Source organism: Paenibacillus sp. JT22N7 (genome assembly GCF_059383875.1).
This window is the reverse complement of sequence record NZ_JBXENY010000010.1, coordinates 255,399-277,132: the sequence shown is the minus strand read 5'-3', so window position 1 is coordinate 277,132 and position 21,734 is coordinate 255,399. Positions and strand designations below refer to the sequence as shown.

The window sequence follows — 21,734 nt, the reverse complement described above, 5'->3', positions numbered from 1 at the left end:
GGTGTGAGGATTTATGTTAAAGGGGAAATGGTCGGTTTCATTATTGCTCGTATTGGTGCTCATCTTGTCCGCTTGCGGAGCAAACGGAGGCAACCAGGGAACTGGAGCAGGAGCAGGAGAGTCGCCAGCTGCATCAACAGAAGCGGGCGCCGCAGGAGAGAAGCCAGCAGAACCAGTCAAGCTGCTAAATGTATCGTATGACCCCACTCGTGAGCTGTACGAGGAGTATAATAAAGCTTTTTCAACGTATTGGAAAAATAAAACCGGCCAGGACGTAACGATTAGCCAGTCCCATGGCGGATCAGGCAAGCAAGCCCGCGCAGTCATTGACGGTCTGAAAGCAGATGTCGTCACGCTGGCGCTTGGCTACGATATTGATTCCTTGGTGGAGCCGGGCCTGCTGAGTGCAGACTGGCAATCCAAATTCGAGCATAACAGCTCGCCGTATACGTCAACAATCGTGTTCCTTGTACGCAAGGGCAACCCGAAGGGCATTAAAGACTGGAATGATCTGATTAAAGACGGTGTAGAGGTCATTACGCCAAACCCGCAAACGTCGGGCGGAGCGCGTTGGAACTATCTTGCAGCATGGGGCTATGCGCTCAAGCAGAACAACAATGACGAGGCGAAAGCGCAGGAGTTCATCACACAGCTGTTCAAGCATGTGCCAGTGCTCGATACAGGTGCGCGCGGAGCAACAACGACCTTTGTAGAAAAAGGAATTGGCGATGTGCTGCTGGCTTGGGAAAATGAAGCGTTCCTGTCCATCAAGGAGCTTGGACCTGATCAATTCGAAATCGTCTATCCTTCGGTCAGCATTTTGGCGGAGCCGCCTGTAGCGGTCGTTGATAAAAATGCCGAGGCCAATAAAACGACAGAAGTAGCCAAAGCATATCTGGAGTATTTGTACTCGGATGAAGGCCAAGAGATTGCAGCTAAAAACTACTACCGTCCTATTAATGAGACGATTGCTGCAAAATATGCAGATACGTTCAAAAAGCTGGATCTGCTGACGATCGACGGAGATTTTGGCGGCTGGAAAGTGGCGCAGGAGAAGCATTTTAATGCGGGCGGCATATTCGAAAAGATTTACACGCCAGGCTCGTAATGATCGCTAGGCACAGCAAAATGTGGAATGGAGCTGACTTCACATGAAAGGTTCCAGTAGGAGCAAAGGAAGAAGCAGAGGCGGCAAAGCGCGAAACGTTTTGCCCGGCTTCGGCCTATCAATGGGATTTGCAATTGTGTATTTGAGCTTGATCGTTCTAATCCCGCTGGCCAGCGTATTTATTAAGACGACAGGACTCAGCTTTGCCGAATTTTGGGGCACGGTAACGAATCCAAGGGTTCTGGCTTCTTATCGCATCAGCTTCTTTACCGCTTTCAGCGCCGCAGCCGTCAATATGGTGTTCGGCCTGCTCATTGCGTGGGTGCTGGTCCGCTACCGTTTTCCCGGCAAAAAATTTATCGACAGCCTCGTCGATCTTCCATTCGCGCTGCCGACAGCGGTAGCGGGAATTGCACTGACGGCTATTTATGCGCCGAATGGCTGGGTAGGCAAGCTGCTCCAGCCTCTCGGACTCAAGGTAGCCTATACGCCACTGGGCATTACAATAGCCCTTATCTTTATCGGCATTCCCTTCGTCGTCCGCACGGTGCAGCCTGTGCTGCAGGATCTCAATAAAGAAATAGAAGAGGCCGCGGTTATGCTTGGCGCCTACCGGATGCGAACTTTTTGGAAAGTGATTTTGCCTGAGCTGATGCCGGCTCTGCTTACGGGCTTCGCTCTAGCTTTTGCTCGCGGAATTGGGGAATACGGCTCCGTCGTATTCATCTCTGGCAATATGCCGATGAAAACCGAAATCGCCCCGCTTCTCATTATGACGAAGCTGGAGCAGTTTGATTACGCAGGGGCTACCGCAATCGCGCTCGTTATGCTCGTCGTTTCGTTCCTGCTGCTGCTGTTCATTAATTTCATGCAGTGGCGGATTAACCGCCGCGTCGTAGAAGGAGGCTAAGCAAGATGGCTGGAGCAATTACAACGCATTTATCGAGCGAGGCCTCCAAGCGGCCTAAGCATATTACGGAACCGGCAATCGTACGGATTGTACTCATAACGGTAGCGCTTATTTTCCTCGCGCTGGTCGTCCTGCTGCCGCTCGTTTCTGTATTTGTTGAAGCTTTTAAGAAGGGCTTTGACGTTTATCGTGCCGCGATCACCGATCCCGATGCTTTATCGGCACTGAGACTGACGCTGCTCGTAGCTGTAATCGCCGTTCCGCTGAATACGCTGTTCGGCATATCCGCTGCGTGGGCGATCAGCAAGTTCCGTTTTCGCGGCAAGCAGTTTTTAATTACACTCATTGATTTGCCGTTTGCCGTATCTCCGGTCATATCTGGACTTATTTATATTTTGATGTTTGGCGCGCAGGGCTTTTTCGGCCCATGGCTCGATTCCCATGGCATTCAGCTCGTCTTCGCACTGCCGGGCATCGTGCTGGCGACCGTATTCGTAACGGTGCCTTTCATTGCCCGCGAGCTCATTCCGCTCATGCAGGCGCAGGGAGTGGCAGAAGAGGAAGCAGCGGCAAGCCTTGGCGCAAAGGGCTGGCAAATTTTTTGGCGGGTCACCTATCCGAACATAAAGTGGGGCCTATTGTACGGCATTATTTTATGTAATGCCCGGGCGATGGGCGAGTTTGGAGCAGTGTCTGTCGTATCAGGCCATATTCGCGGGCAGACAAACACGCTGCCGCTGCATATTGAGATTTTGTACAACGAATACCAATTTTCAGCTTCGTTTGCCGTGGCATCGCTGCTCGTCATGCTGGCGTTCATTACGCTTATCGTCAAGTCGCTGATGGAATGGCAAATGAACAAGCGGGCTTCTGCCCAAAATGCCTGACACTTACGATAAGGTGGATTAAAAAAAGGAGGAGAAGACAATGGCAAAACCTTTGGAAATTGATCAGCAGTGGCTTAAGCGGATTGCGGATCAGGTGGGCGGGCTGCAATATGGAAGTGTGAATATTACGGTGCATGACGGCAGAATCGTCCAGATTGACCGGACCGAGCGGACGCGCTACGATCAGCCCTCCAGCAAGCAGCAGGAATCCCAAAGCGTCAAGCAGCAGGCAAGCAATAGCCATAATAATAGCAGCAACAAGCACCAATCGGCCTGAATAAATAAAGAAAAGAACCTTCGAATCATCCGCCTAATAGCGGGTTCGAAGGTTCTTTCTTTTAAATATAGGTCATTTATAAGTTTCTCTCTTATAAATGGCCTATATTTCTCGGAATGAAACGCGCCACGCCGCCAAAGGACGGCGAGAGCCGTTTCACCTTGAAATATAGGAAAGGATATGATTTCGCCATCCGTTCTCTCTATTTCTCGGAATGAAACGCGCCACGCCGCCAAAGGACGGCGAGAGCCGTTTCACCTTGGCTGCAAAGCTTGCTATTTGTTTACGATATGATAAATTTCACGATAACAGCAGCAGCAAACATGACAGTCATTAGACCGAGCATGCCGCCGAAGCCGAACACTACGTCCATCAAGTCGTGGCGCGGTTCTTCATTATAATGCTCGCGCGGGTCTCTAACGTTCTCCATAACAAGCGTCCTCCCTTGAAAACGATTTAGCTATCAACAGTATACCCAACTATCCGAATAATTGTAAAGCAAAACACGGCAACTATTGTAAACTTGAGGACTCGGCTGCCGGCACCAATCTATGTTACAATAAGGCATGGGAACAAATGTCCGCAAGGGAGGTTTGGAAATGAATCAGCATGAGGGGAAACAGGCAGCCAGCCAGGCTGAAGCAGCGGAATTAATTCGTCATAAGCTAGCGCTGCTTCCGGACCAGCCTGGCTGCTATTTAATGAAAAACAGCGAAGGCACAATCATATACGTCGGCAAAGCCAAAATATTAAAAAATCGCGTCCGCTCGTATTTCAACGGCTCTCATAATGGCAAGACGCAGCGCCTCGTTGCGGAAATCCGCGATTTTGATTTTATATTGACGAAGAGCAACATGGAGGCGCTCATTCTGGAGTGCAATCTCATTAAGCAGTATCACCCGCGCTATAACGTCTTGCTGAAGGACGACAAGTCCTTTCCTTATATAAAAATTACGCATGAGCAGCATCCGAAACTCGAGGTAACCCGCAGGATGGCCAAGGATAAGGGGAAATATTTCGGCCCTTATCCGAATGCTTATGCCGCCCAGCAGACGAAGAAGCTGCTGGACCGGCTGTATCCGCTGCGCAAATGCAAGACGCTGCCTGACAAGGTATGCCTGTACTATCACATGGGGCAATGCATTGCGCCTTGTGAATATGAGATTGAACCCGGCACCTATGAGGCGATGGTTCAGGAAATTACCCGTTTCCTCAATGGCGGCCATGATGTGGTGCGGGCGGATTTGCAGCGCAAAATGGAGGCTTCCGCCGAGCAGCTGGAGTTCGAGCGGGCGAAGGAGTACCGCGATCAGATCATTGCGATTGATGCGGTGATGGAGAAGCAGAAAATTACGATGTCTGACGCCTTGGACCGCGATATTTTCGGCTATGCGGTCGAGAAGGGCTGGATGTGCGTCCAAATTCTTTATATGCGCCAAGGCAAGCTTATTGAGCGCCATGGTACGACCTTCCCTTATTATGGCGAAGAGTACGATGATTTTATGACCTTTGTAACCCAATACTACAGTGAAAATCCTGCGCTGCCGAAGCAGATTTTGCTGCCGTTGCCGCCAGAGCAGGCGGAGAGCGCACAGACAGCGGGCAAGCCGGCCGCAGGGAAGCAGGAGACGACTGCTGCCAATCTTGACCAGGAAGCAGCGCCAAGCGCAAATGAAGCAGTAAGGGATATGGTCGATGCAGCGAGCCTAGTCGTTGTGATTGACGAAGAGACGCAAGGGGAAGCCCAGCCGCCCAAAGAGAAGGAGCTGTCCGTTGCGGAGGAGGCCGCTGCTGCGCTGCACCACTGGCTTAAGGTCAAGGTGCTGCTGCCGCAGCGCGGACGCAAGAGCGAGGTCGTCTCGATGGCGACGGAGAATGCCAAGGTAACGCTTGCCGACAAGTTCCGGCTCATCGAGCGGGATGAGGAGCGCAGCGTCAAGGCGGCGGCAGGGCTGGCCCAATGGCTTGGTTTGCCGCAGGCAACCCGAATTGAGGCGTTTGACAACTCCAACATACAAGGTACGAATCCCGTATCGGCTATGGTCGTATTTACGGACGGCAAGCCGGATCGCAAGGAATACCGCAAATACAAGGTCAAGACGGTCGTCGGGCCAGATGATTATGAGACGATGCGCGAGGTCATCCGCAGGCGCTATGAGCGCGTGCTCAAGGATCAGCTGGCTGCTCCGGATCTGATCGTCGTCGATGGCGGCAAGGGGCAAATTTCCGCAGCGATTGATGTGCTGCAAAATGAGCTGAACCTGTTTATCCCGGTATGCGGTCTCGTCAAGGATGCCAAACACCGGACCGCACAGCTCATGACCGGCGATCCCGCTGAAATTATTCCGCTGCCGCGCGACAGCCAGGAGTTTTATTTGCTGCAGCGCATACAAGACGAGGTTCACCGCTTCGCGATTACGTTCCACCGCGAGCAGCGCGGCAAGTCGATGGTCGTCTCACAGCTCGATGCTATTCCGGGCATTGGCGAGAAGCGGCGCAAGCTGCTGCTTAAGCATTTTGGCTCCATTAAAAAAATAAAAGAGGCCAAGGTGGAAGATTTCCAGCCTCTTTCAATAGGAGATAAGCTTGCCGCACAAATTATTGCGGCACTTGGGGAGGAGGCGTCGCCGTAAGCTGCGGCGGCCTTCCTCCTTTTTTGACGTATAGGAAAGGATATGAATGTTCTCATCCTTTCTCTATACGTTTCGCCAAAACGATGGCGTCTAATAGGAAGGACGCCGCCAGGTGTTTTTCTTACGATGCCATACCCGAATGATATAGGCAATTGGAACGGGCAGAACAGCGTAGAAGATGGCTGCTCCGATATTTAAAGCACCGCCTACAGAAATGAGTGAGAAGCCCATTAACAGCGAATCAAATATCGCATGAACGAATATGGCGGTAATGAGGCTGTAGCGCAGGAAAATGTAGCTGAAGATCATCCCAATAATAATTAGCTCAATCAGCCTGGTATAGTACGGGAAGATCGGATAGGAGACATGACCAAGCGCCCACAAGATGGTCGGAATCAAGGCGGCGACATAAATATTTTTGAACCATCTGCGGAACAAGGCAATGCCGAAAAATCGGTAAATGGCTTCCTCGGAAATCGCAGCGCACCAAGCCAGCATCGGCATGAGCCACAGCCATTTGATATTGTAGGGAGACTGAGTCGCATCGCTTGTGCTCCAACTGCCGATCGCCGTTTCGAGCACTAGAAAAATGACCGACTGCACGCCTAGCAAAATAAGGGCAATCAAATAACCGAGTCCCATGCTGCGCCAAACATGCTCGCCGTAATTTTTTTCGCGGAAGCCAGGCCATATCGGACGTTTCCACGAGCGCCACATGCCGTCACCGGCCACGAAGGAGAAATAGACGGCTGCGCCAACCGGGATGAGCAGAAGCGCAGTAAACCATGCCATAAAGGACACCTGGGCATCGCCCATCACCTGTTCGCCTTGCTGGGCAATGACGCCGTCCATAATGCCTAGATTATTAATAATATAAAAAACGGTGAAAATAAGGCTGATGGCGATCCCGCGTTTGAATGTCGTATGACGGCGGTATAATATCGCATAGATAGTAGCTAGCACCAGCGTAATGAAAGTCATGTAAATGAGGCTGATCAACGATAAAGCGTCGGCCGTGCTTTTTTGCTGCTCAATATTGGCTACATAGTCTGCGGGTGGAATAAAGGATGGCTTATAAGTAGAAATGACGGTTTTGTCGCCATTTTGACTAAAGCCCACACGAAGCTCAAGCTGGGAACTGCCTGCTGCATACCCTGTTGGATGAATGACGACCTGTCCTAGCGAGTTAACGGCAGCGTCGTTCAAATCTTTGGCTTGAAAGCCTTGCGTAGTCGCAAAGCTGGCCGCTGCATCGAGAAGCTGCTTCTGTTCTTTAATGGTGTTCACGCCCGAGCCTGCTCCAAGGAGATTCCAAGCGACAACGCTGCCGCTTTGCATATGGAGGTAGACGAACGCGGTGCTGCCATTGTCAAGCGTTACTTGCGTTTGATAGGTGTCGAGCGGAAACTGCTGCATATATTTGGACGCATAATCCTCGTACAGCTTTTCCTTTATCAAATAGCCGGTTTCATCGCTGTCAGTTTGATAAACCGTATGAGCGTCCGTAACGTTAACGCCGAACTGCTTGGTGGCAAATTCCGTTGCTTTTTGCAGGGCTGCTTCATTTCCTATAACGTTGCCCTGGGATTCCGATGCGCCTGAATCAGGACCGCCAAGCATAGGGATGATTTGCAAAAATATAAAAATGACAGCGCTAATAACGGCGGCCCATACAAATTTCTTCCACTCGCGTGGAGCAATAAATTCAATCATAACTCACCTCAATTTCAGTTTAATCGAAAATTTAAGCATAGTACTCATACGATACCATATTAAACCATATGATCGCCAATCTAACAGCTTGGTCACCCTTTAGGCGGCTTGTCAGCGTTGTCCGCATTCATAAAACAGAGAAATAACGATATCCGGCAAGCTAATGGGCGGCTATCCTCCTCGCACGGCTGTTTTTGAATGAAATCAGCTGTTTTTATTGCAAAAGGCTGTTTTATACGCAGTGTGCTTTAAGCTTATAATCGTTAAGTCATGTGTAATGGAAATTGGAAATACAGGTGCTGCAAGTGAAAAGAATAATAGGCAATATGAAGGTGGATGCAATGAATATTTCGTTTTTTTCGTTACTAAAATGGTCCCCGCCACGCATATTGGTCGTTGGCTTTGCGATTATTATTATGCTGGGAGCTCTGCTGCTATCCCTGCCTTTTGCATCGGCCGACGGAAGCGGGCTGCGTTTTCTGGATGCTTTGTTTACGGCTACCTCGGCAACTAGCGTGACGGGGCTTGTAGTCGTGGATTCTGGCACTTATTTTTCGGTGGCTGGTCAGGTTATTATTATGCTGCTTATTCAAATTGGCGGGCTCGGCTTTATGACGATGGGCACGCTGTTCGCGCTTGTGCTGAAAAAGCGCATTTCGCTGCGGGAACGGCTTATTTTGCAAGAAGCCATGAATCAAGGCAGCATGGAAGGCATTATTCGGCTCATACGCAAGGTCATTGTTTACTCCTTATCATTTGAGCTCGTTGGCACATTGCTGTTCACGATGCGCTTTGCCTATGATATGCCGTTTGGTAAGGCGCTGTATTTCGGCGTGTTTCATGCTGTGTCGCTGTTTAATAATGCAGGGTTTGATATTTTTGGCGACTACCGCAGCTTGACGATGTATGTGGATGATCCGATTGTGAACCTGACTGCCATGCTGCTTATTATATCCGGAGGCCTCGGTTTTATCGTAATCTCGGATTTGCTGGAATTCCGCCGCCGCAAAGGGCTGTCCCTGCACAGCAAGGTGGTGCTGGTGATGACTGGCTCGCTCATTGCAGTCGGGGCGGTCGTAATATTTATTTTTGAGTTTTCGAATGCGCGAACGCTTGGCTCGCTCGACTGGGGCGGGAAAATTCTTGCATCCTTCTTCCAGTCCGTCTCTCCGAGGACGGCGGGGGCTAATACGCTCAACTATGCCGATTTGCGGCAGGCGACTTTATTTTTCACCATTATATTAATGTTTATCGGCGCATCTCCCGGCTCAACGGGGGGCGGGATCAAAACGACGACGTTTATGACGCTCATAGGGGCGGTTGTCGCAATGTTTCGGGGGAAAGAGGACATTGTACTGTTCCGCTATCGCCTCGGCAAGGAGCGGGTGCTCAAGGCGCTTACGATTACGATGCTGTCGCTGGCGCTGGTCGTCGTCGTAACGATGCTATTATCCGCGACCGAGGATCAGCGGTTTATTAAAATTTTATTTGAAGCAACATCCGCCTTCGGGACGGTAGGCCTGTCGATGGGCATAACGCCAGAGCTGAGCGATTTCGGGAAAATTATTATTTCGATTACGATGTTCGCTGGTCGTCTAGGCCCGCTGACGCTTGCTTATGCGCTCAATCCGAAAACCAGCAAAGAGCTTTACCGGTATCCCGAGGGCAAAATTACAATTGGATAGGGGAAACACAGATTTATTATGAAAAAGAACCAGTTCGTCATCGTAGGGCTTGGGCGTTTCGGCTCAAGTCTGGGCAGAGAGTTAATTCAGCTAGGCTATGAGGTGCTAGGCATTGATAAGGATGAGGAAGCCGTTCAGGAGCTAAGCGATGAGCTCACCTATACCGTATCAGCCGATTGCACAGACGAGGAGACGCTGCGCTCGATTGGCGTACGGAATTTTGATGTTGGTGTTGTCGCGATTGGCAATGATATTCAAGCGAGCATTTTGACGACGATTTTGCTTAAGGATTTGGGTGTTAAGACCGTAGTGGCGAAAGCGGTGGACGAGCTGCACGGGCGGGTATTGGAAAAAATCGGCGTGGACCGCATTATTTATCCAGAGCGGGATATGGGCATTCGAGTCGCACATCAGCTGGTATCGCCGAATCTGCTCGATTATATCGAGCTGTCCAAGGATTATACGATTGCCGAGATTGTCGTCACGGGCAAAATGCATGGCAAGACGCTCAGCGATCTCGACCTGCGCGCCCGCTTCGGGTGCAGCATTGTAGCGATTAATAAGCCCAATGGCATTATTATTGCCCCGACAGCAGCCGATGTGCTGCACGAGCGTGATGTCATGGTCATTATCGGGACGAATGAGCAGATTGAGCAGTTTGAAGAGGCAGCAACAAGGTGACAATAAAAACAGCAGCGCATGCGGCTATTCACACCTGCGCTGCTGTCTTCTTGTTGTTTCGCTGCTCAGGCCTTCGAGCGGGAGGCAAGCTCCTCAATCCACAGACGGACGGCTGGATGCAGCTGGGCCGGATCGGCATGAATGAGCGAAGTCGTGCGCTTCGTCTCCGCAAGCTCTCTGATCGGAATGACGGTGAGATCATTGTCGGCCAGCAGCTGTTCACGCACATAAGATTGGGGAAGCAGCGTCGCAGCCCGGCAAGTGTGCTGAAGCCGGACGATCGCCTCGAAAGAGTCAATCTCCATGCGTACATCTGGCTGGAGATTGTATTTGGCAAACAACTCATCGGTTAGCATGCGATACCAGGTACCTTTGGAGAAGAGGAGAATCGGCAAGCCGTTTAGGTCCTGAATGCCGAGCATGCCCTTGCCTGTCACCACCATGCTTTTCGGCAGGACGAGCAGCAGATGATCCTCGAACAGCGGGACACAGTGCAGCTGGGCATCTTCAATCCGTGAGGCGACAATGCCGATATCGGCTTTGCCTTCTCTTACATAAGTAACGATTTCATGGGTTTTGCCCGTGACCGCCTTAATATCGAATTCAGGATGACTGCCATTGAGCGCCTTGATAAAATCGGGAAGCGTCGTTTGCAGCGTCGTCAGGCTCGCTCCAATCGTAATGGAGGTCCGCCCTGCCGACTCATAATCGGCAACCTTCTGCAGGTAGCGCCGGTGCAGCTGGCGAAGCTCCAGTGCGTATTCATAGGTCATCTGGCCGATTGGTGTCAGCTCCAGCCGCTTGCCGATGCGCCGGAACAGCTGCGAGCCGATATCCTGCTCAAGCTTAGCTACTTTACGGGAGAGGGCAGGCTGGGACAGGTTCAGCAGCGCTGCAGCCTTGTTCATGCTGGACTGCTCGACGATGGCGGCAAACATATGCATTTCTTCAATCAAAATAGCCAGCTCCAGTCTGCTTATGTTAAATTGTTATAACAAATTATAAAAAATAAGCAATTCCATTATAAGCCGAAAAGGAGTACGATGGGAAGTGTGACTAAACTGTGTCAACTTTTGTTGACGGAGAAAGAACCGAAGAGTAAAATGTAGAATGATTTGTAGACAAGCATTTGAGGAAAGCGTAACCACAGTCTGGAAAGGAGACACAAAGGCATGAAAGGAAATTCGTATTTTTCCCGTAAGCTTCACTCGCTGCTTGGTATCATTCCGCTCGGAATGTTTATCGTTGTGCATGCGCTTACGAACTATCAATCGTTCGAGAGGGGGGCAGAGGGGTTCAGCAGCGGCGTTAGTCTCATTAACAGCTTGCCATTGCTGCCGATTTTTGAAATTTTCGGTATTTACCTCCCGCTGCTTTTCCATGGCGTGTACGGCTTATATGTAGCCTATCAGTCAGACAGCAATCTAGGGCGTTTCAAGTACGGCCGCAACTGGGCGTTTACAGCACAGCGTTTAACGGGTGTTATCACGTTTATCTTCGTGTTCTGGCACGTATACCAAACCCGTTTTCAAGTGTACTTGGGTTATATCACACATGAAGAGCTAGGCTCCACGATGCACAATATTGCGACTAATCCGCTTTATTTTGTATTTTATGTGGTAGGAGTACTGGCAGCTACGTTCCACTTTGCCAATGGCCTTTGGGCATTTTTGATCAGCTGGGGCATTACAGTAGGGCCTCGTGCACAGCGGATTTCATCCATTGTATGCATGGGTGTTTTTGTAGTCGTAGCGGCATTGTTTATTCTTTCGCTGGTTGCCTTCCGCGGCGACGAATTCAAGGAAGCAGCCGATCTCGCATTGGCTTGGAATACTATCGGATAGTTTGAAGACAAGGAGTGAAGCGTGATGGCTAACAATAAAATAATCGTCGTAGGCGGCGGACTTGCCGGACTTATGGCTACGATAAAAGCAGCAGAAGCTGGCATGCACGTTGATCTGTTCTCGATCGTGCCGGTGAAGCGTTCCCATTCCGTCTGCGCGCAGGGCGGCATTAACGGAGCGGTTAATACAAAAGGTGAAGGCGACTCGCCTTGGGAGCATTTTGACGATACGGTATACGGGGGAGACTTCCTTGCGAACCAGCCTCCTGTTAAAGCAATGTGTGAAGCAGCACCAGGCATTATCCACTTAATGGACCGTATGGGCGTTATGTTCAGCCGTACGCCGGAAGGCTTGCTCGATTTCCGCCGTTTCGGAGGTACACAGTATCACCGTACAGCATTTGCAGGTGCCACAACTGGACAGCAATTGCTATACGCTTTGGATGAGCAAGTTCGCCGCTGGGAAGCAGCCGGCCTCGTAACGAAATACGAGCACTGGGAATTCCTTGGCGCCGTTCTGGATGACGAAGGCATCTGCCGCGGGGTATCTGCACAGGATTTGCGTTCGATGGAAGTGAAGACGTTCGTGGGCGATGCGGTTATATTGGCATCGGGCGGCCCTGGCATTATTTTTGGCAAAACGACGAACTCGGTTATTAATACAGGTACAGCAGCAAGTGCGGTGTATCAGCAAGGCGTTAATTATGCGAACGGCGAATTTATTCAAATTCACCCAACCGCGATCCCGGGCGATGACAAGCTGCGCTTGATGTCCGAATCAGCTCGTGGCGAAGGCGGCCGCGTATGGACTTACAAAGACGGCAAGCCTTGGTACTTCCTTGAGGAAAAATATCCAGCATACGGCAATCTTGTGCCGCGTGATATTGCGACTCGTGAAATTTTCAGCGTCTGTGTCGATCAGAAGCTCGGCATCAATGGCGAAAACATGGTTTACCTTGATCTTTCCCATAAAGATCCGAAGGAGCTTGATGTGAAGCTCGGCGGCATCATCGAAATTTATGAGAAGTTCATGGGCGATGATCCACGGAAGCTGCCGATGAAAATTTTCCCTGCGGTTCACTATTCGATGGGCGGCATGTGGGTAGATTACAACCAAATGACGAACATCCCTGGATTGTTTGCAGCAGGCGAATGCGAGTATCAATACCATGGCGCTAACCGTCTCGGTGCGAACTCGCTCTTGTCGGCGATTTACGGCGGTATGGTCGCAGGACCGAAAGCGGTAGAGTACATTAAAGGTATGAAGAAAGCTTCCGCTGACGTGGCTTCCTCCGTATTCGACCGTGAGCAAAAACGCCAAACGGATAAATACGAAAGCATTCTTGCCATGAACGGTACAGAAAATGCTTACGTTCTGCACAAGGAGCTTGGCGAATGGATGACCAACAATATGACGGTTGTTCGTTTCAATGACAAGCTAGAAGCAACGATTAACAAAATCAAAGAGCTCAAGCAGCGTTACAACAATATCAACATCAATGACTCGATGAAATGGAACAACTCAAGCGTTGCTTTCACTCGTCAGCTATGGAACATGCTCGAGCTGTCCGAAGCTATGACCTTGGGTGCCCTGCTCCGTGACGAAAGCCGCGGCGCGCATTACAAGCCGGATTTCACAGAGCGCAACGACGAGAAGTTCATGAAATCAACGATTGCGACTTGGACGAAGGAAGGTCCGCAAATTTCGTACGAGGACATCGATGTTTCCCTGATTACACCGCGTAAACGTGACTACACAGCGAACAAGAAGAAAGGAGAATAAAGATGGCTGATACGACTACTGCTACAAAAACCGTTAAGTTCATCATTACCCGTCAGGATGGACCGGAGTCTGCGCCTTACAAAGAGGAATTTGAAATTCCGTATCGCCCGAATATGAACGTCATCAGCGGACTTATGGAAATTCAGCGTAATCCGACGATGGCGGATGGCGGCAATACAGCTCCAGTATGCTGGGAATCCAACTGTCTGGAAGAAGTTTGCGGCGCCTGCTCCATGGTCATTAACGGCAAGCCGCGCCAAGCCTGCAGCGCACTGATCGATCAATTGGAGCAACCGGTACGTCTGGAGCCGATGCGCACTTTCCCGGTCGTTCGTGACCTTGTCATCAATCGCGAGCGCATGTTTAACGCCCTCAAACGCGTTAAGGCATGGATTCCGATCGATGGCACTTATGATCTCGGTCCTGGCCCGCGCCTGGCTGAATCGAAGCGTCAATGGGCTTACGAGCTGTCCAAGTGCATGACGTGCGGCGTATGTCTGGAATCTTGCCCGAACGTCAACGATCGCAACAGCTTTGTTGGCCCAGCGGCTATTTCTCAGGTTCGCTTGTTCAACGTTCACCCTACGGGAGAAATGAACAAGGAAGAGCGTCTGGAAGCCTTGATGGAGGATGGCGGCATCGAGGGCTGCGGCAACTCGCAAAACTGTGTTCGCTCTTGTCCGAAAGGCATTCCGCTTACGACGTCAATTGCGGCAATCAACAAAGATACAACGAAGCATCTGTTCAAAAAATGGCTTGGATTTTAAATATACGGTCTTCCACCTTAGCGGTGGAAGGCTTTTTTTAAAAATATAAGCATTTATAAGTTTTACTTTTATAATCAGCTTATATTTCACCGCGAAACGGCAGCTTTGCCGCAAGAGGACGACGACAGCCGTTTACGATTGTAATAATGATAATCAGTATCAATAATAAAAGAGATTATGGCACTTGTCAATGATCAGCCGCGAATACGACATAAAGGCAGCAAAAAAGAACCGCTCTCACGGTTCTTTTTTGCTGCCTTTATGCATTTCCTACTAGTAGCTCTTAAAGCTGGCTTGTTACAGCCACTCTTCGCCCCACTTTTGAATCGATTCAATGACAGGCTCTAAATGATGGCCTTTGTCACTTAATTCGTATTCAATGCGAACAGGCATTTCTGGATATACCGTTCGTTTAATAATGGAAAGTTGTTCAAGTTCCTTCATCCGGTCGGTAAGCATCTTGTCGCTCATATCCGGAATTTGCTCCTTGATCTCCTTGAACCGCTTTGGTCCAGCTAGTAGCACCCGAATGATGAGACCGGTCCATTTCTTGCCTAAAATTTCGGCCGCTGCTTCATACTTTGGGCACATTGTTGAATAATCCAACCTGATCACCCCGTTTCTTCTTAACCCATTATAACATATCTACTTTGGAAAAGTAAGTGCATATAAACACCATATCGCCATTTAACTTTATTTTAAATATTTACTTTACAAAAGTTAGTTTATATATTAAGATGGGTTCATGAAACAGCGAGCAAGTGTTGCAGCTGTGAAACCAAACAAAAGACGAAGGGTGAGGTTAAAATGTTGGACACAGGATTATTGATTATTCGGGTAGTATTAGGCTTGTTGATGGTTGGTCATGGAGCGCAGAAGCTGTTTGGCTGGTTCGGTGGCTATGGTTTGAAAGGCACTGGGGGATGGCTGGATTCGATAGGCGTTAAGCCTGGCGTACTGATGGCATTGGCAGCAGGATTAAGCGAAGCGGTGGGCGGCTTGTTGTTTGCAGCAGGCTTGTGGACATGGGTTGGCGCGGTGCTGCTGATCATCCCAATGATTATGGCGATTGTGAAGGTGCATGGCGCTAATGGGTTGTGGTCAACGCAGAACGGCTACGAATATAACCTGGTGCTTATCGCCGTATTTGTCGGCGTTGCTTTGACCGGTGCGGGAGAGCTGTCCATCGACGCCTTGTTTAAATAAGGGAAGAAGCAGTTCTGTATTGCAAGGTGAAACGGCTGTCGCCGTCTTTTGGCGGCGTAGCGCATTTCAGTCCGAGAAATATAGAGAAAGTATGGCGAAATCATAAACTTTCCTATATTTAAAAAAAGCCTGCTGCCAGCCGCTATAAGCGGATGACAACAAGCCCGATCATCATGCATGCGAATGCCGCCCACTGGGCGGCATTTAGTTTTTCCTTGTAAATCAGGATGGCGCCTGCCGCGACGACGAGGCTGTTTGTGGCGAAGATCGGCGCGGCTAGATTAGCGGGCCCAGTTGCCAGCGCAGTTGCATAAAGCTGGAGGCCGGCGTAGGAGAAGAGGCCAGCGAGCAGTCCGTAAAGCAAGCCTGTCCGATAGGCGGGCTTGCGGTTGCTGCTGTTTTTTTCTTTGCTTAACAAGGCGAACCATAGAAAAGACAGCAAATAGCCCACGAATAAAATCGGAGCGCTGGATAATCCCCATTCTTCCGTCACCTTGAGCCCGCCATTGCGGAAGGTGAAGAAGACGACCGCAGCGCCAACGTAGAAAAACCACTGTTTCTGGGCAGGTGCGGTTTGTACCTGTTTTTTATAAGAAATGAGTACAACGGAAAGCAGCAGCAGCAAAATGCCGCAAGCTTGCGTAAAATGCAAAGGTTCCTTATATACAAGCGTGCCTAATGCAACAACGAGCACGATGTTCATATTCGTCAGTGGAGAGGTCAGGCTTGCCGGACCATAATCCAGTGCCTTCATAAAGACCGCGTTGCCGATGGCTGAACCTGCTCCAATGATCGCTCCAGCAATCCAGATCCGGTAATCGGCTAACGAAGCGAGCGATCCCTCAAAGACGGCATGCACGCCAAACCCGACTGTACCAGAGGCGTAAAGCCCGAGCAGCAGCGCCGAGGTCGTACCGCCGCTCATCTGGCTTCTTTTCATCCACCAGCCGGCTAATCCGAATAAAATGGCGCTAGAGATGGCAACCGTTAGCCACATGATGTTCAACTCCCTGATTGTTTGCAGTATTGTTGCATTTGTTACACAAATGAAATGATTCTGTTATACCCCTATTACAATACTCGGTTATTATAATAAACAAGACCCCCTTTTAATATATCGAATTCGGACCTGCGCTCGGTGCAGGTCCACTTTTTTTGTCCATTTGTTCGATGGCGGCGTTCCGCATACGTTCTCCATACAAAAAAAGAGGCTGCTCTGCTGATAAACAGCAAAGCAGCATGATTTGTTCAGATTCCATAAGCAGACGGCTTAAAGCGGTACGATGATCTGCTTGCGCTGGCGGTAGAACACCCATTTGTTGAAGCCAATTTCCTTGAGGCGCTTGCTGACGCGATCCCAATCGTCCCCGACCCTTGCCGGAACGTGAGCGTCGGAGCCAAAGGTCACATTAACACCGAAATGATGGGCACGCTCCAAAATTTCATCGGACGGATACCAGCCGCCTACATATTTTGTGCTGCCGGACGTATTAATTTCAATCGAAACGTCGTTTTCGGCAATGATGCGGAGCGTATCATCAATTTCGGCATCGGCTTTAATATCAGAGAAAGCGGGGTAATAACCTTTCATTGCATCGATATGCCCCAGCACATCAAACATGCCGCTGCGCGCCGATTGGCTGATGAGGTCATAATAACGGCGCTTATCCTCAAATTGCTGCTTCTCGGTCAACTTTTCCCAGCGATTGCGATTAAAAATGCTCACTCCGCTTACCTGATGGACAGAGCCGATAATGTAGTCGAATGGTACACCTTCATAGGCGTCGCGATAAGCTGGAAGCCGTTCAGGGAAAAAGTCTGACTCCATGCCGAGCAGTACTTCAATACGCCCCTCATATTTAGCTTTAAGCTCAAGTACTTCCTTTATGTAGTTGTCAAATTCAGATTGAGCCATGGCGATGCCGGGAAAAGGACGGTCGTCCTTATGGCCGAAATAAGGCGAATGATCAGAAATGCCGATGGCCTGCAAACCTGCGTCCAAAGCGGCAATAATGTAGTCTTCAATCGTTCCGTCGGCATGGCCGCAACGTTCGTGATGGGTGTGCAGATCAAATTTCATAGCTGTTTCCTCCTTGAGTTGAAAATGCGCTGTCAGTCTATTCGCTGCTAATAAATTGATGCTCCGGCATGCCCTTAAGATCGCTTAAAAACTGCTGCATCGCCGTATTCAAATATCTCCCGGACTTGTAGACGACGCCGACCGGATGGCTGATTTCGAGCTCATTCACCTTAATCATCTTGAGCGAGCCCCGCCGCAGCTCCTCGGCAATGGAAAGTTTGGAGACGACGGCGGCGCCAAGATTAATTTCAACCATGCGCTTAACCTCTTCGCTGCTCGAAAGCTCCATCATAATGTTCGGCTGAATGTTGTACTGGCGAAAAATTTTGTCTACGAAGCGCCGTCCTAGTGTGTCGGGTGCAAGCATGATCATAGGAATATCCTTGAGTGCCTCTACGGTAGTATGCTTCAAATCGCTCAGCGGATGCTCCGGAGATACAACAAGCTCAAACGTATCGTAATAAAGAGTGGACGAGTGCAGGTTTGGATTTTTCTCAAATAAATAAGAAATACCAATGTCAATTGTGCCATTTTCGACGCTTGCGGTCACCTGTGATGATGGCATCGTATGGATCGTTGTTTTGATCAGCGGAAACTGGTCTTGAAAGTAGGCTAATACCCGCGGCAAAATTTGAATCGCAATGGAAGAAGTTGTCCCGAGCAAAATATGGCCTTGAGGCGTCGTGTTGAGGTCTGAAAGCTTAGCCTTAAGCTCTTCGACAATAAGCAAAATTCTCTCGGCATGCTCCAGAAAAACTTGTCCATGGTCGGTGAGGGTCACAGGCTGATTGCGGTCAATCAGAACGGTCTTGAATTCCTCTTCAAGCGTTTTGACTTGTGCGGATACAGCAGGCTGGGTCAAATTAAGCAGCTCACCCGCCTTGCGGAAGCTCATCGTTTTGGAAATGGTGAGGAGTGTTTCAAGTTGGCTAATATTCACTACAATCCCCCTCCAGGTTAAGTGAAGCGATTACACGCTTATTGAAATAGGCTTGCAGGCGTAGATGCCTTTCCTCGTGATAGCTTTGCTTACTATTATAAAGCAAATCCGGCACGACGGCAAAAAGGAGAAGAAGCTTTACGTATTATTTAAAGAGGATATGAAGTGGCGTTGTCGAAGTGTGTTGGACGAAGGTACATATTTAGGGAGGCGTTACGACTGGACAGGAAAGCAATAAGAGGCTGGCTCATGTACGACTGGGCCAATTCGGCGTTTGCGACGACGATGATGGCGACCGTCATGCCGATATTTTATTCAGGTGTGGCAGCGTCTAATTTATCAGGTACGAAGGCGGAAGCCTATTGGGGTTACACCCAAAGTATTGCGATGCTGTTCGTAGCGGTGCTGTCGCCTGTTTTGGGCGCAGTTGCCGATTATATGGGCTCCAAAATCAAATTTCTGACGATGTTTATGCTAATGGGAGCTGCATCCTGTGCAGCGATGGCTTTTGTTGGGGAGGGGGACTGGCTGCTCGCCTCCATCCTGCTCATTATAGGAACGATGGGGTTTGCAGGAGGGAACACCTTCTATGATGCGCTGCTGGCGGACGGCGTGCCGATGGAGCGCAGGGATGTCGTGAGCGCGCGGGGTTACGCTTATGGCTACATGGGCGGCGGCTTGCTGCTGCTCATTAATATTTTAATGCTTCAAAATTTCGAGCTGTTCGGTTTCCCTACCAAAACCTTTGCGACCCAAATGGTGTTTATTACGGTAGGCATCTGGTGGTTTGTGTTCTCGCTGCCGCTGCTTCGTTCGGTCAAGGAGCCTGTGAAAAAGGTCAAAGTTGGCTTCGGCACCGCGCTTGGCAAAGGCTTCACGCGATTGCGCGGGACGCTGCGAACGCTTAAGCGATATCCGGAGCTGCTTAAATATATGGCTTCGTTTTTATTTTTCAACGATGGCATTAATACGGTAGTTATTATGGCAACGATTTATGGCCAAGGGATCGGCATTAATACGGATGATATGATCAAGGCGCTATTAATTACGCAGTTTGTCGGTTTTCCGTGTACGATTGTATTTGGCAGACTGGCCGCGCGCTTTGGATCGAAAAAGCTGTTATATGTGTCGTTATGGTTCTACGTCGTTATTGTCATTTTGGGTTATTTTATGACGACCTCGCTGCATTTTTATTTGCTTGCGATTATGGTTGGCGTTGTGCAGGGCGGCAGCCAGGCGATTTCGCGCTCGATTTATTCGGGTATGGTGCCGCCGTCCAAATCGGGTGAATTTTTTGGCTTTCTCTCGCTGTCCAGCAAGTTTTCCTCCGTTGTAGGACCGCTGCTGTTTTCGGTAGTCGCGACGGTTACAGGCTCTACCCGTATCGCCATCCTCTCGCTAATTGCGTTATTCGTCATCGGCATTGTGCTGCTCATGTTCGTCAATTTGACGAAGGGCAGAGCAGAGGCGCTGGCAGGGGATGATGGGGCAGCTGAAGCATGAACATACGAGGCCCGGCGCTAATCCAATGAAAAGGACTGGCCGCCGGGCTTTGCGTTTTATTTTCAAAGGAACTATAAAGCTGATGACAGCATTTTTAGACAAGTTCTTCTTGTATAAAGGATGGGTCTGGGTCAGCCCGAAAATGACAACATATAAAAGTTTCAAAGCAATTCCAAAATAAACTAAACAAGCCGTTATTAGCTTTCTTTCAAATGGGCGAAATGATACCTTCTTTATGACCTCCCTCTCCTTATCTACTACTTGAAATTCATTTCCTTGTTACTGGATCATATCCAATTCTTAGATTAGGGAATAGTTCTAACTTGTATAGAACTAAAGTTAAGTACACATTCATGACTCGATGATTTTAACGTAGTAGGAGGGGGGGAAGCATAAAAATGGTGTTTGTACGATGGTTTAGTAAACGAGGTTGTCCATGAGCATATATGAAAAGCGAATGCACTCCATAAATAACCGGCACAAAAGCAAATAAAAGCTTTTAAGCCGTAACAAAGTAGAAGCCTGATGGAAAAGGCGAGCGGAGTAAAAGGTTTGAGATGGAGGAGCGCAGCGTTCGCCTTTGCATCTGCATTTTTACCGCAGCGCGGTATCCATTCAGAAAAATGCAGAGGCATCCCGGAATCCAAACTTTTTACGCAGCGACGGATCTTTTCCATCAGGCTTCTACGACAAGGTCTTAATAGCATTTATATGGTTGTGCCCTACGGTCACAACCATTCCTTTTTACGGAAAATAAAAAACATTCCACAGCCCAGCGCAAGCATAATGCCGAGCAAAATATACGATCCGCCGCGCATATGCAGGCCGGGTATAAAGTCGAAGTTCATTCCATAAATACCGGTTATGAAGGTCAGCGGCATGAATATCGTCGTCATCGCGGTAAACACGCGCATAATTTCATTGGCTCGCGCCGATATACTGGACTGGTAAGCTTCTCGCAAGTTGCCCATCAGCTCGCGGAACGTATCAAATGTCTCGGCGATTTTGACGGCATTTTCATAAATATCGCTAAAATATTTTTGCAGCTGATCATCAATCAGCTTAAGATCGCGTTTGTTCAGCGTAGCGATAACGTCCTTCTGCGGGCCAAGCACCTTCTTGAGCCACAAAATTTCACCGCGCAAACCGATAATTTCGTTCAGATGCGATTTTTTCGTATGCATTAGAATATCTTCTTCGAGCGTTTCGATCCTCGTATCAATTCGATCGGCGACGAGGAAGTAGTTATCGACGACAATGTCGACGAGATTGTATAAAAAATAATCGGGGCGGCTGACTTCCTGCTCCCACAGGACAGGCTTCAGGGAGCGCAGCTCATTAATTTTTTGCTTCGTAACGGTAATAATATAATGGCGGCCGAGAAAAATGTTCAGCGCGCGCAGGAAAATTTCCTCATCATCAAAACGAATGCTGTTAATAACGATAAAATAATGGCTTTCATAAATTTCGATCTTAGGGCGCTGCTCCTCCTCGGTGAGGCAATCCTCTACCGCGAGGTCATGCATGTGGAACAGCGGCTGCAATACAGCCAAATCCTCCACATCGGCATCAATCCAATAAAAGCCCTCCGGCGATGGAATGAGTGTATCAGCAATATCTTCAATAGGGGTAAACAAGCCGTTGTTGACCAGACGGATTTTCATCTGTGCATCTCCTCTCTGAAATGGACAGGAGGCCGCCTTTGCCGCTTGCACAGA

Annotated in this window: 21 protein-coding genes; 13 read left to right on the top strand and 8 right to left on the bottom strand. The window is 49.4% G+C overall.

The genetic code is table 11. The features are described 5' to 3' along the window. Window positions 1-13: 13 nt before the first annotated feature. From AC50Y5_RS25480 to AC50Y5_RS25465, 4 genes are read left to right on the top strand one after another with little or no spacing between them, the layout of a single operon-like run. A complete protein-coding gene (locus tag AC50Y5_RS25480; protein ID WP_056039475.1) occupies window positions 14-1,108 on the top strand; it encodes a sulfate ABC transporter substrate-binding protein in 1,095 nt (364 codons plus the stop codon). Between the two features lie 43 nt (window positions 1,109-1,151). Next, complete coding sequence (cysT, locus tag AC50Y5_RS25475) at window positions 1,152-2,018, top strand: sulfate ABC transporter permease subunit CysT (RefSeq protein ID WP_056039478.1); 867 nt, start codon at window positions 1,152-1,154, stop codon at window positions 2,016-2,018. A 5-nt stretch (window positions 2,019-2,023) separates the two neighbouring features. Beyond that, window positions 2,024-2,905, top strand: a complete 882-nt coding sequence (gene cysW, locus AC50Y5_RS25470) for a sulfate ABC transporter permease subunit CysW (protein WP_494864121.1) — start codon at window positions 2,024-2,026, stop codon at window positions 2,903-2,905. A 40-nt stretch (window positions 2,906-2,945) separates the two neighbouring features. After that, complete coding sequence (locus AC50Y5_RS25465; protein ID WP_099516603.1) at window positions 2,946-3,182, top strand: YezD family protein; 237 nt, start codon at window positions 2,946-2,948, stop codon at window positions 3,180-3,182. A gap of 283 nt (window positions 3,183-3,465) precedes the next feature. Here AC50Y5_RS25465 and AC50Y5_RS25460 read toward each other — a convergent pair whose 3' ends face one another. Then, window positions 3,466-3,612: a YqzM family protein gene (locus tag AC50Y5_RS25460; protein WP_099516602.1), complete on the bottom strand. Its 147-nt coding sequence runs from the start codon at window positions 3,610-3,612 to the stop codon at window positions 3,466-3,468. Window positions 3,613-3,781: 169 nt separating this feature from the next. Here AC50Y5_RS25460 and uvrC point away from each other — a divergent pair, with 169 nt between their 5' ends. Next, window positions 3,782-5,815 carry an excinuclease ABC subunit UvrC gene (gene uvrC / locus AC50Y5_RS25455; RefSeq protein WP_494864120.1) on the top strand — a complete coding sequence of 678 codons (2,034 nt, stop codon included), beginning with the start codon at window positions 3,782-3,784 and terminating at the stop codon, window positions 5,813-5,815. 90 nt (window positions 5,816-5,905) lie between these two features. Here uvrC and AC50Y5_RS25450 read toward each other — a convergent pair whose 3' ends face one another. Next, entirely contained in the window at window positions 5,906-7,528 is a 1,623-nt protein-coding gene (locus AC50Y5_RS25450) for a CPBP family intramembrane glutamic endopeptidase (protein WP_494864119.1), read from the bottom strand. A gap of 341 nt (window positions 7,529-7,869) precedes the next feature. Between AC50Y5_RS25450 and AC50Y5_RS25445 the strand changes: the two genes are divergently transcribed. Next, window positions 7,870-9,213 (top strand): TrkH family potassium uptake protein, encoded by a 1,344-nt coding sequence (locus tag AC50Y5_RS25445; RefSeq protein WP_056039493.1) that lies wholly within the window; start codon window positions 7,870-7,872, stop codon window positions 9,211-9,213. Between the two features lie 18 nt (window positions 9,214-9,231). Continuing rightward, complete coding sequence (locus tag AC50Y5_RS25440; RefSeq protein WP_056039495.1) at window positions 9,232-9,894, top strand: potassium channel family protein; 663 nt, start codon at window positions 9,232-9,234, stop codon at window positions 9,892-9,894. Window positions 9,895-9,959: 65 nt separating this feature from the next. Here the strand turns inward: AC50Y5_RS25440 and AC50Y5_RS25435 are convergent, their stop codons facing one another. Next, window positions 9,960-10,850: a LysR family transcriptional regulator gene (locus tag AC50Y5_RS25435; protein WP_494864118.1), complete on the bottom strand. Its 891-nt coding sequence runs from the start codon at window positions 10,848-10,850 to the stop codon at window positions 9,960-9,962. A 216-nt stretch (window positions 10,851-11,066) separates the two neighbouring features. Between AC50Y5_RS25435 and AC50Y5_RS25430 the strand changes: the two genes are divergently transcribed. The 3 genes from AC50Y5_RS25430 to sdhB are packed head-to-tail and all read left to right on the top strand — an operon-like array spanning window position 11,067 to window position 14,287. Beyond that, window positions 11,067-11,738, top strand: a complete 672-nt coding sequence (locus tag AC50Y5_RS25430) for a succinate dehydrogenase cytochrome b558 subunit (protein ID WP_056039501.1) — start codon at window positions 11,067-11,069, stop codon at window positions 11,736-11,738. A gap of 24 nt (window positions 11,739-11,762) precedes the next feature. After that, window positions 11,763-13,520 (top strand): succinate dehydrogenase flavoprotein subunit, encoded by a 1,758-nt coding sequence (sdhA, locus tag AC50Y5_RS25425; protein ID WP_056039503.1) that lies wholly within the window; start codon window positions 11,763-11,765, stop codon window positions 13,518-13,520. Between the two features lie 2 nt (window positions 13,521-13,522). Beyond that, entirely contained in the window at window positions 13,523-14,287 is a 765-nt protein-coding gene (gene sdhB / locus AC50Y5_RS25420; protein ID WP_056039506.1) for a succinate dehydrogenase iron-sulfur subunit, read from the top strand. A 297-nt stretch (window positions 14,288-14,584) separates the two neighbouring features. Here the strand turns inward: sdhB and AC50Y5_RS25415 are convergent, their stop codons facing one another. Further along, entirely contained in the window at window positions 14,585-14,893 is a 309-nt protein-coding gene (locus AC50Y5_RS25415; protein ID WP_056040108.1) for a winged helix-turn-helix transcriptional regulator, read from the bottom strand. Between the two features lie 201 nt (window positions 14,894-15,094). On the opposite strand from AC50Y5_RS25415, the gene AC50Y5_RS25410 reads away from it, so the two are divergent. Next, on the top strand, window positions 15,095-15,493 hold the full coding sequence (locus AC50Y5_RS25410) for a DoxX family protein (protein ID WP_494864117.1): 399 nt from the start codon (window positions 15,095-15,097) through the stop codon (window positions 15,491-15,493). Between the two features lie 142 nt (window positions 15,494-15,635). On the opposite strand, the gene AC50Y5_RS25405 is transcribed toward AC50Y5_RS25410, so the two are convergent. From AC50Y5_RS25405 to AC50Y5_RS25395, 3 genes are all read right to left on the bottom strand, one after another. Then, a complete protein-coding gene (locus AC50Y5_RS25405; protein ID WP_494864116.1) occupies window positions 15,636-16,490 on the bottom strand; it encodes an EamA family transporter in 855 nt (284 codons plus the stop codon). A gap of 273 nt (window positions 16,491-16,763) precedes the next feature. Further along, window positions 16,764-17,573 (bottom strand): histidinol-phosphatase, encoded by an 810-nt coding sequence (locus tag AC50Y5_RS25400; protein ID WP_494864115.1) that lies wholly within the window; start codon window positions 17,571-17,573, stop codon window positions 16,764-16,766. Between the two features lie 37 nt (window positions 17,574-17,610). Next, window positions 17,611-18,513 (bottom strand): LysR family transcriptional regulator, encoded by a 903-nt coding sequence (locus tag AC50Y5_RS25395; RefSeq protein ID WP_430154855.1) that lies wholly within the window; start codon window positions 18,511-18,513, stop codon window positions 17,611-17,613. A 249-nt stretch (window positions 18,514-18,762) separates the two neighbouring features. On the opposite strand from AC50Y5_RS25395, the gene AC50Y5_RS25390 reads away from it, so the two are divergent. Both AC50Y5_RS25390 and AC50Y5_RS25385 read left to right on the top strand, forming a co-directional pair. Then, on the top strand, window positions 18,763-20,016 hold the full coding sequence (locus tag AC50Y5_RS25390) for an MFS transporter (RefSeq protein ID WP_494864114.1): 1,254 nt from the start codon (window positions 18,763-18,765) through the stop codon (window positions 20,014-20,016). Then, a complete protein-coding gene (locus AC50Y5_RS25385) occupies window positions 19,994-20,197 on the top strand; it encodes a hypothetical protein (RefSeq protein ID WP_494864113.1) in 204 nt (67 codons plus the stop codon). Before AC50Y5_RS25390 ends, AC50Y5_RS25385 begins: the two co-directional genes overlap by 23 nt. Before the next feature lie 547 nt (window positions 20,198-20,744). Here the strand turns inward: AC50Y5_RS25385 and corA are convergent. Beyond that, window positions 20,745-21,680 carry a magnesium/cobalt transporter CorA gene (corA, locus tag AC50Y5_RS25380; protein WP_494864112.1) on the bottom strand — a complete coding sequence of 312 codons (936 nt, stop codon included), beginning with the start codon at window positions 21,678-21,680 and terminating at the stop codon, window positions 20,745-20,747. Between the last annotated feature and the right edge of the window lie 54 nt (window positions 21,681-21,734).